This window comes from Micromonospora sp. NPDC005087 (genome assembly GCF_042872965.1).
In the GTDB taxonomy this organism is placed as follows: Bacteria; Actinomycetota; Actinomycetes; order Mycobacteriales; family Micromonosporaceae; genus Micromonospora.
Genome location: NZ_JBIALB010000026.1, coordinates 31,463 through 46,410, shown reverse-complemented (window position 1 = coordinate 46,410; position 14,948 = coordinate 31,463). Strand labels below are relative to the sequence as shown.

The following is a 14,948-nucleotide window of genomic DNA, read 5'->3' as shown; positions in this document are numbered from 1 at the left end:
AGAGTAGGAGGTCCGGGGAGTTCCGAGGTATGAGGTCGTCCGCCCAACTCGGACCCGGACGGCCCGATCGTTGACCAACTGCGCGCTCATCGGCATGACAGGACGTTTCGTCGGCGGCCAACCTGCCGCCCCCTAGATCGCTGGAACCTGTCGCACATCTGTTGGCGGAGTTGTGTCGCAAGTCAGTTGTCGGATCACACGCCAGCAGCCGGCTGTCCTGCGCCGGGTGATGCTTGACGTCGTGGCCTCGGACGACGCTTGACATGATCGCGAGGCGACAACCGCGCGACTCGCGGCAGATCAGCGCATTGCCCTGCGGCTGTCTGACCGCTGAGCTGTCATGCGATCGTGGAATCCTGGGACCAGCGTCTGGCGGAAGGAAAGCGATGGCCATACTCGCCGAGGGTCTGGATGCGCTCAACGTTCGAGCACGCGCTGTCATCGAGATCGCTCAGATATGTGAGCCCGACGGGTACCTCCAGGCGATCCAACTGGTCTTCACCGACGGTCTGTCGCTTACGCTGACGGTCTGGACCGATTGGCGACTGGTAGCCGAACTCCGGTCCCAAGTCGAAATGCCCGACTACCTTTGGCCCCCCGAAGCGATGACGCGATCGGTGATCGATCAGATGACCGGCCCAGTCTCAGATGTGGTACCCAGCCACAACCAGGTCGGTGAGCTCGTCGAGGTCCGTTTTACAGTCGGCAACCGGCGGATGCTCGTCGGCTCGTTCGCCGGCGACCTCACCATTGAGCTTTCGCAGGCCGACGACGACGGCGGCCGACGATAGGTCATCGCGGCACGAGGCGATCAACCGAATGACCGCTCATCGGCATGTCCGAGCGTCGACCGCGCCGGTTCACCGTAACGCTGGGTAGCGCGCGGATCGCGGCATGAGGGTGCGGTGCGGTGGTCGTTGATGTGGCTACCCGGCGGCGGGAGACGGGATGGTGGCTGCCTGCAAGAGCCGGCGAAGAGCCGACAGGTCGCCTGCGGCGACGACGCTCCCGTCGGACACGGCAGCGTCGAGCGCGGCCGGGTCAGCGCGGAGGCATGCGTCTGCCCTGCTGGGTTCGCCGGGCTCGACATGCACCTGACCGGCCGCTGTTCGGATGGTCCAAACGCGGTCGTCGAGCTCGACCCAATAGATGGTTGCGGGCGCCTTTGAGGCAGGGCGCGCGGCGGTTCGCAGAAAGAGCAGCACGGAGGTGGCGCTGAGCGTGGTCGGCGCGGATGTACGGCTGGGATGATCGTGGCCATGTGGTTGGAGTCGCGGTGACGGCTACGTCGGATCGTGGAGTGGTGCCGGTACGCGGTTCGTTGGCGGTCTATCCCGGTACGTTCGATCCATTCACCGCGGGGCACCGCGACCTGGTGGCCCGTGCCCGGGTGATGTTCGACCAGATCATCGTGTTGCTGGCGGTGAACGCCGACAAGCGACCAACCGCCGAGGCCACGACCAGGGCCGTACGCGTGCGCGACGCCATGCCGGCAGCCTGGGGCAATGTCGAGGTGGACACCTGGACCGGCCTGACCACCGCCTACTGCCTGCGCCGCGGCGCCACGGTCATCGTCCGCGGCCTACGTACGGCTGCGGACCTTCGCCATGAGTACCAGCTCGCTGCGATGAACGAGCAACTCGGCATTCAGACCGTCTGGTTGCCGTCCCGTCCGCAGCTGGCCGCCACTTCGTCCACGGTCGCACGCGCATACCGCTCGGCACAGTCGGCCCGTCCGTCCCTGAACGCTGAAGAGTGACCCCCAGGGGTACCGGAACGGTGGCAACGCCTCGAGGTGGGATGCACTCTTCTCGGCAGATCCGCGCACAGTCGGCGGCAGATCCGAGAGCGCACGCGACCTGCGACATGGGCAGGCGCTCTCGGAAATGCTGCAAGTCGATGGGTCACGTCCAACGACGCGACGTCACGGATGCCGGGCGGCTATGACCCGAACTTCTTCCATTGCCCTTCGGAGACCACCTCGACCGAGCCGTCGACGACCTTGATGGCCGTCTGTTCGTCGATGGCGTAGGCCGGGACACCGATTTCGGCGGCCCACCGCTCTGCGTCGGCCAGGGTGTTTGTTGGGAAAGCGTCCAGGTGCGGGAAGATCGAGAAGTCGACGACTCCCAGGGTGCGGTCGTCCGGTGCGGACGGCCACTCGACGAAGTACGTTCCGATCCGGGGCGTCATCACCATGCTTCCGGCACTCACTCCCACCCAGACCGTGTCGGGCAGCGATGGCAGCAGATCGGCCAGCCCGGACTCCCGCATCCAGTGGCACAGGTACGTCGCGTCGCCGCCGTCGACCAGGAGAACGTTGGCCTCCCGGACCCAGGGGACCCATCGCTCCGCGCCGATGGTGGGCAGTGCGGTGAGCTCGAGGACGCCGAGCGATGCCCAACCCAGGCCGGACAGGTACTGAAACACGGGCTCGGCGGCTACGAAGCCCCGCACCGATTTCGGACCGCACATCGGGTGACCCCATTGTGCTGTCGGGACGCAGAGGGCGTGGCACTCGGCGATCGGCTTGCCGAGGAGCTGCACGAGCGCCGAGTGGATGCTTGGGTTCGTGACGCCGCCTGACGTAAGCAGGAGCTTCAAGGTGCCTCCAGATTCACGCGCGGAGGGTGGATGTGCCTAAGACCCGGGACCGTGCTGGAACTCATCGGAGGTCGAGCAACCTCTTCAGAGGTCCCTCAGGTCGCCGGGTGCGATTGCCCACTAATCCTCCACCCGGTCCTACCCGCACAGCACGTGCGCCCGACCGACGCACGCAGGATGCGCATGTCGCGGCGACCGCTCATCGGCAGTTCAGGATGCCCGCTCGACTCAGGCCACCTACCGACCGTGGCCGCTCTTGATCAGTCAGCATGTACGGACGGCGGCAAATCCGGATGCGTTGGCGTCCGCCGAGTGGCGAAATGCGCCGTCGTGCTGAGGCGGACGCTTCTGCGACCTGCGCACTACCCTGACGGCTGAGCTGGCGCCTTCTTTCTCGGTGTTATGGTCGCGGCGCAAGCCCGTCCTGCGCACGATCGCCGAGCCACCCGAGGCCAAGGCACGGCCGGCCTCGGGGTACCACGCGGCGTTCAGCGGCCCCTACACGGTCGCCGCGCCGCCGCCGCCCGTGACCCCCGCCGCCTCGCCGTGGCCGCCCTGGTGCGCTGCGTCGAGGACGAGCGCTGCAGCGCGTCGTTCTCGCACGCCTTCCCCGCCGTCCTGCGCGTGACCACCCGCACGGCCGAGGAACTCGAGGCCCGCGTCGAGGTCAACCGCGGCGGCCTCGGCAAACCGTGTCCGACGAGGAGCTGGCGAGGAAGTTCCACAACAACGCCGTGAGGTCCCTCCCGGAGGAGCGCGCGGCCGAGATCGCGGCCCGAACGCTCGCCCTTCCTGACGCTCAGAGCGTCGGGGATCTCACCGCGCTGCTGACCTCGGCGGGGAGCGCTGAGGTCGAGACAGTTACCGCTCCCGGACTGCGTAGGTCAGGTGGGTCACCCGTTGCGTCGGCTCTGCGCGGACTGGCTCCAGGGCCACGCGGCCCGCGTCCACGCCCTCGAACAGGCGGATTCCGGAGCCGAACAGCACGGGTGAGAGCGCGATCGAGAACTCGTCGATCAGGCCGGCGTTCACGTACTCCAGGATCGTTGCGCCGCCGCCCGCGATGCGGACGTCCCGGTCGCCGGCGGCCTCGCGGGCCTGGTCGAGCGCGGGCTCGATGCCGTCGTTGACGAAGTGGAAGGTGGTCCCGCCCGGCCGCTCCCAGGGGTCACGCTTCTCGTGCGTCACGACGAAGACCGGCGTGTGGAACGGTGCCTCCTCCGGCCACGCCTGCTCGCCGGCGTCGAACATGCGCTTGCCCATCACGCTCGCGCCGGCGCGCTCGAACGTCTCCCGCACGATGTCGTTGTCGCGCCCCTCCGCGCCGCCCTCGCCGAGCTTCAGGTTCTCCCGGATGAACCGCTGCGGGAAGATCCACTGCTGCAGTTCCATCCACTGCTGCCCCATCAAGTCCTCGAGGGACTCGGGCGCGATGAACCCGTCCAGCGACATCGACACGCTGAAGAACACCTTCCCGGCCATCAGCCCTCAACTCCCTTCCGAACGATCTCGGTGACGTAGGCCGCCAGGTTGCTCAGGGTCTGCTGGCCGCCCTCGATCGCGTGGTACTTCTCGACCGCCTCGTCGCGCAGCTCCTTGGTGGGGAAAACCGTGCGCATCTCGATCCGGGTCGCCACACCGTCGGGCGCGAACGTCAAGACCGACTCGAAGGCGTTCGGGTCGCCGCGGGACTCACCGTGCAGTAGCGCGATCCGCTCCGGCGGGGCGATCTCGTTCCAGGAGATCCACTCCTGGTAGTCCGTCCCGTCCGGTCCGTGCATCACGAAGTCCCACTCCCCGCCGACGCGGAACTCGAACGCCCGCGTGGTGGTGGTGAACCCCTCCGGTCCCCACCACCGCGACAGGTGCCGCACCTCGGTGAACGCCTCGAACACCAGCTCCCGTGGGGCATTGATGACCCGCGAGATCACGATCTCGCGGTCGGCCGTCGCGGACTGCGCCGGCGCTACTCGTCCCGTCGCGCTCATCAGCTACTCCTCCTGCCTTGCCTGCTTGAGGTCCTGCACGTACGCGTCCAGCCGGTCGAAGCTCTCGTTCCAGAACCGCTCGAACCCGCGGATCCACTCGTGAACCGGTCGCAGCCCGCGGGCGTCAAGGCCGTACAGGCGCTGCTTGCCTGCCTTGCGGTCCCGCACCAGCCCGACCTCCCGGAGCACCCGCAGGTGTTTGGACGCCCCCGGCTGGGTCATCCCCAGCTCCTGCGCCAACTCGGTCACCGACCGCTCACCCGCCCGCAGCAGTACCAGGATCTCTCGGCGCTGCGGCTCAGCGATCGCGTTGAAGACGTCCGACGTCGTCGCTGCTCGTGCCATGGCAACCATCATATACCCATAACAGCATGCGTCATGCCGAGAGGAATCAAGCGGGTCTTGTGAGACGACGATCGTGACCCTTGTCAGCGGCGAGGACCATCCACAGGTTCTGATCATTGCTCCCCGTCGTCGAGCTACGGCAGCTGGTGGATGATCACGTCTCTGTCGTCACGCACGCCGTCATCGATCGGGGCGATGGCGCCAATGATCGTTGGACGCGACGGTAGCGGCGCGTCAGCCCGGTTCTCGGCAGATCCGGTCGTCTCCGACGCGCTGTCAGCGGCATGTGCGGATGCCGGGTGACGGGCTGCTCTTGCGGCGTGACGGGTGGATTGGCACTCGAATTTGGTGAGGCGCCACCCTATGATCGTGATCATGGAGATCCTGCGGTACGCCGCGTTCAGTGCCGATCCAGCCGGCGGCAACCCGGCTGGTGTTGTGCTGGATGCCACCGGGCTCGGCGACGCGGAGATGCAGCGGGTGGCGGCCGATGTCGGGTACTCCGAAACGGCGTTCCTCGTGCCTGGCGGGAATGGGCATTTCAAGGTGCGCTATTTCAGCCCGAAGGCAGAGGTCCCGTTCTGCGGCCACGCGACCATCGCGTCGGCAGTTGCCTACGCCGAGCGGCACGGTCCGGGAGTTCTGTATCTGGACACCCGCGCCGGCCTGGTCGAGGTCTCCACCAAGGTGCAGGCGGACGGCACTAGGCCGTGTTTCATAGCGGGGGCTGGCGGTCGACCTTGATCAGGGTTGTGGCGTGTCGGTGATCGATACGCAGTGAGGTCTCCGGTAGATGGTTCAGCGACCAAGCAGAACCTGAAACCGGAGACCTCGTGGCCACCATACCGGTGACGAGGCGGCACGACCTGACCGACGCTCAGTGGGCGGCGCTTGTGCCGCTGCTGCCCAGGGGTAAGAGGCCGGGTCGGCCGCCGAAGTGGAGTAAACGGCAGCTCATTGATGGGATCCGGTGGCGGGTGCGGGTGGGCTCGCCATGGCGGGACGTGCCGCAGTGCTACGGACCTTGGCAGACGGTCTACGGACTGTTCCGTCGCTGGCAACGCGCCGGGGTGTGGCAGCGGATCGTCGCCGGGCTGCAAACCCGCGCCGACGCGGCCGGTCTGATCGGCTGGGATGTCAGCGTCGACTCGACCATCGCGCGGGCGCATCAGCACGCCGCAGGCGCCCGCACCCAACCCGAGCGGCAGAAGGAACCACCCGGCGGAGTCGAGGACGAGCCCGCTGATCACGCATTGGGCCGGTCGCGGGGCGGCTGGACCACGAAGGTGCACCTGGCCTGCGAGCAGGGCCGCAAACCCCTGGCGATGCTGGTGACCGGCGGGCAGCGCGGCGACAGCCCGCAGTTCAGCCGGGTCCTGGCCTGCATCCGGGTCCCCCGGCTCGGCGGCGGCCGACCCCGCACCCGACCCGATCGGGTCTTGGCGGACAAGGCATACAGCTCACGCGGCAACCGGGCGGAACTACGCCGACGTGGCATCCCGGCCACCATCCCGATCAAGATCGACCAGGCCGCCAGCCGGCGCAGGAAAGGTGCGAAGGGCGGCCGGCCACCGACCTTCGACCCCATCGCCTACCGCCAGCGTCACGCCGTCGAGTGCGGCATCAACCAGCTCAAACGCCACCGAGCCATGGCCACCAGATTCGACAAACTCGCTGTGCGCTACCAGGCCACACTCCACGTCGCCGCGATCAACGAATGGCTCTGAACCGAGCTATGAAACACGGCCTAGCACCGCCACGCTGATCAGCGTCGAACCGCAAAGCAAACCTATCTCCGCCGGCGACCTTGCGGCGCTGCTCGAAGCGCTGCACTGGACGCCGGGCGACCTCGACGCGACGCTGCCGCCGCGGATCGCCTTCGCCGGGGCGTGGCATCCCATCGTGGCCGCCGCGAGCCGGCAACGCCTGGCCAGCCTGGACTACGACATAGCGGCGTTGGCCAGCCTGATGGCCCAGCGCGACTGGACAACCATCGACCTGGTCTACCGCGAGTCCGCGCTGGTATTCCACGCGCGTAACCCGTTCCCACCCGGTGGTGTTGTCGAGGACGCCGCGACCGGTGCGGCGGCCGCGGCGTTGGGTGGCTATCTGCGCGAGATGCGCCTGGTGGCGCCGCCCGCGACGGTCACCGTGCACCAGGGCCAGGACATGGGCCGTCCAAGCCTGCTCACGATCGAGATCCCCGCCCAACCCGGAACCGGGATCGCGGTGACCGGCACCGCCGTTGCCCTTCCTGACATCCAGGCGAGCGGGGTCTGACCAACCCAGTCGAGCCGTCAAGACTTGTCGTCGACGACTTGGCAATGCACTGTCATCGCCACGACCGCGCGCCGTACGCTGCCGCTCTCTCGTCACGTACTGTGACGCGCGATCGGCGGCAGATCCGGATATCTGATCAAGGTGCATCGGCTTCCAGCCGGCCGCTGGCCTCAGAGCGGTAGGTCACGTGGGGGGTCGGCTGGTGATGCCGTCCAAGACGGTGGTCAGGTTGTGGTTGAAGGTTTCCTCGGCATTGAGGTGGGCGCCGTCGATGACGAGCCGGGCGACGGTGGGGTATCGGCCGGTTTTCAACATGCGTGTGAGGTAGGGGCCGAGGCTGGCCTGCCAGGCGGCCTCATCGGTGCCGGTGGAACGGGCGGTGCGTCGCTCGGTGACCTCTCTGCGGACCGCTCCGATGATGAAGGCGTTGAGGGCGCCCAAAGCCTCGCGGCGCCCCCGCGACCTGACGGGGGCTGGGAACTGACGTTCGATGGCGGCCACCGAACCGGCTGCGACATCCTCATCGGCGCGGACGGCGCGCGCTCAGTCGTCCGGTCGCTGCTGACCGACGTCCAACTGTCCTATGTGGCCACACTCGTAGAGCTGAACATCGAAGACGTCGACCGGCGCCATCCCGATCTCGCCGAGCTGGTTGGCCCCGGGAACCTGTGGTGCGTCGGCGTGAACCAGATCCTGGCAGCGCAACGCCTCGGCGACGGCCGCCTACGTGTCGGGATCTCGCTGCGCGCAGACGATCGCCCCATCGACACATACCGTATTAAGCGCGCTCTGCTGGACATGTTCGCTGGCTGGGACCCACGCCTCACCGCACTCATCGAGGCCGGCGACAGCGCGCCGACGCCGCGCCCGATCGAAGCGATGCCCATCAGTACGCGCTGGTCCAGCCGGCCGGGCGTCACCCTCATCGGCGACGCCGCGCACCTCATGCCGCCGGTCGGCGAGGGCGCCAACCAGGCCATGCTCGACGCCGCCGAACTCGCCAGCCGACTCGCCGCCAACCCCGCCGACCCTGACTCGGCGATCCGGACGTACGAAGAGGCGATGTTCACCAGGATTCATCCGATCGCCGAAATGTCCGCACGAGTCCAGGCGATGATGCTGTCCCCAACCGCAGCGGAAGACATCATCCGCTTCTTCACGGCCCGGCCCGCCGAACCGGCACCCGCAGACTGAGAACGCGCTGCGGAAAGACCGCAGCGTGACCGACCCGGCACCTCACCCTGCCGTCCCCACCCGAGCCGAACGCGAGGCACTCAACGCCACCCTGCTCGCCACCGGCACCGAGACCGGCTTCTGGGACGACAACGGCCGCCACGCATTGTTCCGACTACCCAGATCCGCGCGAGGGTAGGCGGCGACTGACCAACGTGGGTCAGCCACCGGTTCATGACCCATGGCCCGGCGGGGTAGTCGCGGATGTCCTGAGCGGGTCCACCTCGACAGAGCGCGATCAGGATGCCGTCGCCATCGAAGTCAACCACTACAAGATCGGTAGACACGCCTAGCCGCCGTGGCCACTATGGCATCGACGGGTACTCCAAGACCGTCCGTGGAATGCTGACGATCACAGATACTGCTGCAGTTCGGTCAACCGCTCAGTGAGGAAGACCCGCTCGACGCTGTTGTCGGTGAGGGTCAGCGCCTCTTCGTAGGCCGTCGCGGCCTGCGGCCACTGCCCCAACTGGCGCAGGAAGTCGGCGCGGGCGGCACTGAGATATCCGTACGTGGCCAGGGCCGGATCGGCGAGCAACGGCGTCAGCGCGTCGAGTCCGGCCCTTGGTCCGTCGCGCAGGCCGATCGCGACTGCCCGATTGAGATCGACCACAGGCGAAGGCCACAGCCGGAACAGGGCATCGTAGAGGCCGACAACTTCTGTCCAATCGGTGTCCTGCCATGTCGGCGCCTCGGCGTGCACGGCCGCTATCGCAGCCTCCAGGGCGTACCGTGTGGGTGGCCGTCGGCGCAACGCATCGGTCAACAACGACTGGCCTTCGGCGATGAGCTGCCTGTCCCAGCGTGAGCGGTCCTGCTCAGACAAGAGCACCAGGCGCCCGTCGTCGGACACGCGGGTGTCCAGACGCGACGCTATGAGCACTAACAGCGCGAGCAGGCCGCTGATCTCGGCGTCGGTCGGCATGAGCAGATGCAACATGCGGGCCAACCTGATCGCGCTGTCCACCAGGTCCCGGCGGACCAGGTGAGCGCCGAGCGGTGCCGTGTGACCGGTGGTGAAGATGAGATGAACGACCTCGAGGACGGCGCTGACCCGCTCCTCGAGTTGGTCCGGGCCCGGTACCCGGTATGGGATGCGTGCCGTGGCGATCTTCTTCTTGGCCCGGGTGACACGCGCGGCCATGGTGGCCGGCTGCACCAGGAACGCGCGGGCCACCTCAGGCGTGGACAGCCCGCACACCAGGCGCAGGGTCAGGGCGGCCTGCGCCTCCCTGGACAACGCAGGGTGGCAGCACGTGAAGATGAGCCGCAGCCGGTCGTCGACCAGACCGTCCTCGGGGCCCGGCACCGCCTCGTCCCGAACGAGTAACGGCATCTTGCGACGGAACACCGACTCGCGGCGCAGGACATCGCGGGCCCGGTTGCGCGCGATGGTGGTGAGCCAGGCGCCCGGTCGCTCGGGAATGCCGGTCTCTGCCCAGGTCTCCAGGGCCTGGGCGAAAGCGTCCTGGGTGCATTCCTCGGCGAGGTCGAGGTCACGGGTCAGATGGGCAGTGGTGGCGAGCACCTGGGCCCAGTCGCGGCGGTGCGCCTGCGCCACCGCCGCGAGGACGTCATCGTTCATCCGTGCCTCACCACGTCATCCGCGGTCGACCACCGGGCGGATCTCCACACCGCTGTGCGTCTGGTGCACCTCGCGTAGCAGCGTCACCATCGACAGAACCTCGTCCAGGTCGGCCGCCTCGAGCAGGTAGTAACCGCCCAGCGCTTCCTTAGTTTCCAGGAACGGCCCATCCGTCGTGTGGATCTGGCCGGACGCGTCCGAGCGCAGCGAGGTCGCCGTGGGCACCGGCTCCAACTGCTGTCCGTCGATGATCCGTGAGCCTGCTTTGGCGGCGAACGCTTCGTGGGCGGCGTGGTTCGCCTTCCACTCCTCATCAGTCATCGCGTTCCACTGCTGGGCGTCGCCAAAGATGAGAATCAGGTACTTCGCCATTTCTCATAGCCCCATCGTGTGCCGGCCCCTCTGTGGTGGCCTCTACCCTACGACGAGCCCGGAGGGTGGCAGATCGACAGCCGGGACGAAATTCTGGCGCGACGACCTGGGAACGATCGCGGGCCGTCGATCCGACCGAGAGTGCTCTGCACGACGTTTCCGCCGGTAGGTCCCGCGGCGGACAGCCCGATTCGTCACCGTCCTCGACGAGGGGACGATCAGCTGGCCGGACTACGTCGGCAACTCCTTCTTCATGAGCCTCGGCGGCATGCAGCTCGATTCCCGAACCGGGCTCGTCCACCCCGACTGGGAAACCGGCCGCACCCTGTAGCTCAACGGAACCGGGCGGATCAACTGGGACCCGGAGCGAGCGAGCCGGTTCCCCGGTGCACGGCCGGATGGTCGAATTCGAGATCGACCACGTCGTGGAGATCGAACAGGCCAGCGCGCCTCGCTGGCAAGTGCGCGCCTGCTCCCGGTTCAACCCGCCGGCACCGACGGATGCGTCGCTGGAAGGCTCCTCCGCCGTCTCCGATTGAGCCCGTTCCAGGCCCAGCGACAGGTGCTACGCCGTCGGCGCCAAGACGCACGGAGGTGGCGTGGACCGGTGCCGGACCGCCCGGCCCACCCCACGCCACCTCCACCGTCAGGCCCGCATGAACCGGCTCACCGGCAGCGGACGGTTCACCACCCGCATGTCACCGATCCAGCCGTAGAAGCCCTGCTCCACGATCCGGTCGTAGTGGTACGCCCCGACCAGCCACGGCTCGTTCGACGTGGCCAGGCCGACCGCCGGGGTGGACGGGTTGCGCAGCAGTTCGGCGCCGTCGACGTACAAGGTGGTGGTCTTCCCGTCGTTGACCACCGCGACGTGGAACCACTCGTCGGCGGGCATCTCGTGGCCCCAGTTGCTGGAGATGTCGTTCTGGTTGAGCGGGAAGACGGCCCACTGCAACGCCATGCCGTCCGACAGGCTCAGCGTGGCGATCGGCTCCGACGGGTCGCCGCCGGTCTTGCCCGCGTCCCGGCCGGCGCCGAAGCGGCTCAGGATGCTCATCCACGCGTGGTTGCTCGCCCGAACGTCGGCGGGCAGCTTGACGAACGCTTCGATGGTGTAGCCGTCGCGGAAGGTCTCGGCGTTGAGCGGGGCGCCGTCGACGGTCCGTAGGTACGCGCCGCGCGCCGGCTTCTTGGCACCGTCGAAGCGGAGGCTGGCGTGAGCCGGCTGGTCGGGGTGGTGCTCTCCGGACCAGCGCAGCGCCTCCGGCCCGCTACCGGCGAGGGTGGCCCGGGTGAGATGGTTCCCGCGCCCGGAGAGATCCTCGATCCGGCCGCCGTCCGGCACTGCGACGCCGTCGCCGCGCCCCTTGTCGAACCGCCAGTAGGCGAGCGTGCCCGGGACCAGCATGGTGGCCGGGTTGCGGGGCGCACGAGGCGGCACCGGGTCGAAGCCTGCGAACCGCGCCGCGAAGTCGACCCCGATGCTGAACCGGTTGGTTGCGCCGGTCAGCTCCATCTCGCGCTGCTCCAGGACATTGCGCTGCTCGGGCCGCTGCCCGAGGATCCACGGCGAGAAGGTCTCCACGTCGATCGTGTTGCGTGCCAGGTCGAACTGGTAGAGCCGGATCATCGCGCTGCCGCCGTAGTAGCGGTCCTGGTAGTTGGTGATGTGCAGGTGCACGTCGTGCCCGGCGGCGTTGCGCAGCACGGTCCGGCCGGGCGGCCAGTAGTGCCCGTTGAGGGTGAGGAAGATCTGGTCGCTCTCCGCGACGAGTTCGTCCCAGAGCCGCTGACCGTGCCCGGAGAGCGTCGCCGCTGCGGTGTCGTCCGCGTACACCATGTCGTGGGTGGTGAGGATGACCGGGATGTGCGGATGCGCGGCCAGGACCGACTTCGCCCAGGCGAGACCGGCGTCCGACGGACGCCAGTCGAGCGCTAGCAGCAGCCACTGCCGCCCCGCGGCGGTGAAGACGTGGTACGTGTTGTAGCCGTCCTTGGTCGCTCCGCCGTACGTCGGCAGCTTCCGGAACCGCTCTGGCCCGAACACGTCGAGGTAGGGGCTCGGCCCTCGCTGGTCGGTCGTGGACGAGTTGATGTCGTGATTGCCGGCGAGCACGCTGTACGGCATCCGTTGACGGTCGAAGGTCTCGAACACCTTGCCGGCGGCGGCGAGTTCGTCGGCGCGCGCGTTCTCGACGATGTCGCCGAGGTGGGCGGTGAAGACGATGTTCCGCTGCGCCTGGTTGTCGATGATCCAGCGCAGACTCGCCGCCAACGGCGCCGGGTCACCGCGGTCGGTGTCGAAGAGGTACTGCGTGTCCGGGATGACGGCGAGCGTGAAATGGGGCAGGTCGGGGTCGGGCCGACCGCCGCCGCCGTGCGCGCTCGCCGACGCGGGGGCCTGGGCCCCGACGGTGCCGGCGCCGACCAGACCGGCACCGACCAGGCCGGCGTTCTGAAGGAATCGGCGCCGACTCGGGCCTTGTTGCATGGGGTTGCTCCTCAGATCGATGATGCTCCAGGCTCAGTACGCCCCCCGACCACGAACGTTGATCATGGTGCCCGGCAACGCCGCCCGAACTCCCCGTGAATCTCGACCACCTGCCGCCACCGACGCACCCACGGCTACGCCCGCAGCTCGCGCCGCCGGCGACTACACGCGTACTCCCGGGTTAACCCGCCGGGCACGCCCCGGTCGCCCCTCCGGGCTCGCACCACGGCCCCCGACCGCCGATGGATCGTGAGCTGCCGACCCCAGGGCCTCGGCTGGCACCAGCGCTGGCTCCCGACGCCGCATCGGTCGATTTGGGGGGCGCGCTCACGAACGCCGCGCATTGTCAGCGGCATGAGAGTGTGCGGGGCGGCCTGTTATCCGCGTCCAAGCCAGGTGGCGACGCACGCCTCGTTGCCCTCGGCGTCGGCCAGGACCCACCACATGGGCGCGTGTGCATCGGAGACCAGTCGGCCGCCCGCGGCCAGGGCGGCGGCTATGCGGGCGTGCGCCTGATCGTGCGGGACGGCGACATCGAGATGCATGCGGTTGCGTTGTAGACGCGTGGTATCCATTCGCTGCAACCCAAAGCCCGGGCCACGGCGCGACGGGTCAAACAGGTAATCCTCGCCGATCTGGCGGTAGCCCAGCACCGCGCGCCAGAACGGCAGCACTTCCGTTCCGACGAGTGCGTCGAGGGTGACGTTGATGAGCTGCACGGCAGCCGGGTCAGCCGAGATGTCCAGATCCCTGGCGGCGGCCGAGATACGTCGGGCCAGAGCTATGTCGCGCTGCCCGAGGGATACGGTGACGCCGGCGTCGCGCAGGTCGATGTTGAGGTAGCGCTGTTCAGTTTCGTCGGCGAGCCGGCCGATTTCATCGACGAGCGCGATGCCTTTGGCAAGCGAGCCGGTCTTGAAGTAGGCCGAGACCACATGGTATAGGGAGCGCCAGTCCTCGACGCCGTCGGCCTCGTGGAACTGCCCTGCCGTGATCTGGCCAGTCATGCCAGCGAACATAGACGGTGTGTCACCGTCGCGGCACCGGCAACGCCTCTAAGCGGCAGATTCGGACGTCGGGCGGAGGCAGATCGGTGAGGGTGCGCCAGTCGTACGGATCCCCCGTGCCTACTTGGTTGCGGAATTGACGAGCGCTGTCAACGCGGGTAGCTCGGTATCGGCGGCGGCGATCAGTGCCGCAACGGTCCGTGGCGCAGTGTCGGTGTATCGCTGAGCAAGGGCGACGAGCTCCGGGACGGGCTCGGGTACGCGGTGAAGGCCGTCGACGGTCTCCAAGGGTCCAACGCCGCTCGCCAGCAGCCAGAGGTAGTCACCCAGGTCTCGGGCGATGACGTGCAGTTCGCCCTCCGAACCGAGGAACACGATGGGTTGTGTTTCGATTGCGGCTCCCGGCGCACGGATCCAGAAGGCAGCCAACCCGCCGGACCCGTCGCGCCCGAAGACCCGAAACGGTGGGGCGTCGGCGGCTGAGTCGCCGGTCCAGTGACGCCACCACTCGGTGGTCCCGGCGGACCCCATGAACATGGCGTCCGGCTGGAAGTCGTGGCCATCGTGGTCCTCGAAGAACCCCGATGCGTGTGCTTCTTCGACGACGGCCGGCAGTGTTCGGTCCTCTTCTGTCAGCAGGCGATCCTACGCAGACGGACACGGCTGCCCTGCCGGGAAGACCTCGCCTGCGGTCGCATGACGGACAAACCGCCGGGCATCCACTCATCGTCAGTCGTGCGCGCAGGTGTACTTGTCGCCTCAACCCCTCGCAGCTGGCTGAAGGATGTGTGGGCTGCCGGTGTGCGGCGTCGGATGGTAGCCGGGGTGCGGCTGCGGCAGTGCCGCCACGCACGCTGCGGAACATGCGTTCACCAACAGCGGCAGTACGTCGGTGGCGACCAGGCCAGAGATCCAGACTTGGTGCAGCTCACCGTCAACAGCTGCCATCGGCGGTGCGATATCGCACCGCGATTCAAGGCGGACGGCGCAGGAGAGCGAATTCCTTGCACCCCTTTACGGACTGGCGGCGCTCGCCGCGGCCG

General features: G+C 68.0%; 16 protein-coding genes and 2 pseudogenes. 8 read left to right on the top strand and 10 right to left on the bottom strand.

Annotation, left to right across the window (positions count from 1 at the left end; all coding sequences use genetic code 11):
- Nucleotides 1–386 precede the first annotated feature (386 nt).
- Nucleotides 387–791 carry a hypothetical protein gene (locus ACFYPS_RS33185; protein ID WP_354968817.1) on the top strand — a complete coding sequence of 135 codons (405 nt, stop codon included), beginning with the start codon at nucleotides 387–389 and terminating at the stop codon, nucleotides 789–791.
- A gap of 443 nt (nucleotides 792–1,234) precedes the next feature.
- Nucleotides 1,235–1,759, top strand: coding sequence for a pantetheine-phosphate adenylyltransferase (gene coaD, locus ACFYPS_RS33180; RefSeq protein WP_387329952.1), 525 nt, complete (start codon nucleotides 1,235–1,237; stop codon nucleotides 1,757–1,759).
- 182 nt (nucleotides 1,760–1,941) lie between these two features.
- Here the strand turns inward: coaD and ACFYPS_RS33175 are convergent, their stop codons facing one another.
- A complete protein-coding gene (locus ACFYPS_RS33175) occupies nucleotides 1,942–2,604 on the bottom strand; it encodes a Type 1 glutamine amidotransferase-like domain-containing protein (RefSeq protein WP_354968815.1) in 663 nt (220 codons plus the stop codon).
- A 546-nt stretch (nucleotides 2,605–3,150) separates the two neighbouring features.
- On the opposite strand from ACFYPS_RS33175, the gene ACFYPS_RS33170 reads away from it, so the two are divergent.
- Nucleotides 3,151–3,342, top strand: coding sequence for a hypothetical protein (locus ACFYPS_RS33170; protein WP_387329948.1), 192 nt, complete (start codon nucleotides 3,151–3,153; stop codon nucleotides 3,340–3,342).
- A gap of 123 nt (nucleotides 3,343–3,465) precedes the next feature.
- On the opposite strand, the gene ACFYPS_RS33165 is transcribed toward ACFYPS_RS33170, so the two are convergent.
- Genes ACFYPS_RS33165 through ACFYPS_RS33155 form a run of 3 tightly spaced genes read right to left on the bottom strand, consistent with a single transcriptional unit; the run spans nucleotide 3,466 to nucleotide 4,937 of the window.
- Nucleotides 3,466–4,086 (bottom strand): dihydrofolate reductase family protein, encoded by a 621-nt coding sequence (locus ACFYPS_RS33165; RefSeq protein ID WP_354968813.1) that lies wholly within the window; start codon nucleotides 4,084–4,086, stop codon nucleotides 3,466–3,468.
- On the bottom strand, nucleotides 4,086–4,592 hold the full coding sequence (locus ACFYPS_RS33160; protein WP_354968812.1) for an SRPBCC family protein: 507 nt from the start codon (nucleotides 4,590–4,592) through the stop codon (nucleotides 4,086–4,088). Before ACFYPS_RS33160 ends, ACFYPS_RS33165 begins: the two co-directional genes overlap by 1 nt.
- A gap of 3 nt (nucleotides 4,593–4,595) precedes the next feature.
- Nucleotides 4,596–4,937: an ArsR/SmtB family transcription factor gene (locus tag ACFYPS_RS33155; RefSeq protein WP_387329944.1), complete on the bottom strand. Its 342-nt coding sequence runs from the start codon at nucleotides 4,935–4,937 to the stop codon at nucleotides 4,596–4,598.
- Between the two features lie 375 nt (nucleotides 4,938–5,312).
- Between ACFYPS_RS33155 and ACFYPS_RS33150 the strand changes: the two are divergent.
- From ACFYPS_RS33150 to ACFYPS_RS33140, 3 genes and pseudogenes are all read left to right on the top strand, one after another.
- Nucleotides 5,313–5,642: pseudogene (locus ACFYPS_RS33150) on the top strand (PhzF family phenazine biosynthesis protein); the annotation flags it as partial.
- Nucleotides 5,643–5,785: 143 nt separating this feature from the next.
- Nucleotides 5,786–6,664, top strand: coding sequence for an IS5 family transposase (locus tag ACFYPS_RS33145; RefSeq protein ID WP_387329961.1), 879 nt, complete (start codon nucleotides 5,786–5,788; stop codon nucleotides 6,662–6,664).
- Between the two features lie 22 nt (nucleotides 6,665–6,686).
- A pseudogene (locus ACFYPS_RS33140) lies at nucleotides 6,687–7,217 on the top strand (PhzF family phenazine biosynthesis protein); the annotation flags it as partial.
- Between the two features lie 183 nt (nucleotides 7,218–7,400).
- On the opposite strand, the gene ACFYPS_RS33135 reads toward ACFYPS_RS33140, so the two are convergent.
- Nucleotides 7,401–7,718: a TetR/AcrR family transcriptional regulator C-terminal domain-containing protein gene (locus ACFYPS_RS33135; protein WP_354968267.1), complete on the bottom strand. Its 318-nt coding sequence runs from the start codon at nucleotides 7,716–7,718 to the stop codon at nucleotides 7,401–7,403.
- Nucleotides 7,719–8,015: 297 nt separating this feature from the next.
- Here ACFYPS_RS33135 and ACFYPS_RS33130 point away from each other — a divergent pair, with 297 nt between their 5' ends.
- Nucleotides 8,016–8,411: an FAD-dependent monooxygenase gene (locus ACFYPS_RS33130; protein ID WP_354968271.1), complete on the top strand. Its 396-nt coding sequence runs from the start codon at nucleotides 8,016–8,018 to the stop codon at nucleotides 8,409–8,411.
- Nucleotides 8,412–8,802: 391 nt separating this feature from the next.
- Here ACFYPS_RS33130 and ACFYPS_RS33125 read toward each other — a convergent pair whose 3' ends face one another.
- Nucleotides 8,803–10,035 (bottom strand): sigma-70 family RNA polymerase sigma factor, encoded by a 1,233-nt coding sequence (locus tag ACFYPS_RS33125; protein WP_354968266.1) that lies wholly within the window; start codon nucleotides 10,033–10,035, stop codon nucleotides 8,803–8,805.
- 15 nt (nucleotides 10,036–10,050) lie between these two features.
- Entirely contained in the window at nucleotides 10,051–10,407 is a 357-nt protein-coding gene (locus tag ACFYPS_RS33120) for a YciI family protein (RefSeq protein ID WP_354968265.1), read from the bottom strand.
- A gap of 398 nt (nucleotides 10,408–10,805) precedes the next feature.
- Here ACFYPS_RS33120 and ACFYPS_RS33115 point away from each other — a divergent pair, with 398 nt between their 5' ends.
- On the top strand, nucleotides 10,806–10,946 hold the full coding sequence (locus ACFYPS_RS33115; RefSeq protein WP_354968264.1) for a hypothetical protein: 141 nt from the start codon (nucleotides 10,806–10,808) through the stop codon (nucleotides 10,944–10,946).
- Nucleotides 10,947–11,053: 107 nt separating this feature from the next.
- On the opposite strand, the gene ACFYPS_RS33110 is transcribed toward ACFYPS_RS33115, so the two are convergent.
- The 3 genes from ACFYPS_RS33110 to ACFYPS_RS33100 form a co-directional block, all read right to left on the bottom strand.
- The gene (locus ACFYPS_RS33110) at nucleotides 11,054–12,898 is read right to left on the bottom strand and encodes a LamG-like jellyroll fold domain-containing protein (protein WP_354968263.1); all 1,845 of its coding nucleotides are present in this window, start codon (nucleotides 12,896–12,898) and stop codon (nucleotides 11,054–11,056) included.
- A 377-nt stretch (nucleotides 12,899–13,275) separates the two neighbouring features.
- Nucleotides 13,276–13,905 (bottom strand): VOC family protein, encoded by a 630-nt coding sequence (locus tag ACFYPS_RS33105; RefSeq protein ID WP_387329938.1) that lies wholly within the window; start codon nucleotides 13,903–13,905, stop codon nucleotides 13,276–13,278.
- Between the two features lie 120 nt (nucleotides 13,906–14,025).
- Nucleotides 14,026–14,442: an SMI1/KNR4 family protein gene (locus tag ACFYPS_RS33100; protein WP_387329935.1), complete on the bottom strand. Its 417-nt coding sequence runs from the start codon at nucleotides 14,440–14,442 to the stop codon at nucleotides 14,026–14,028.
- Between the last annotated feature and the right edge of the window lie 506 nt (nucleotides 14,443–14,948).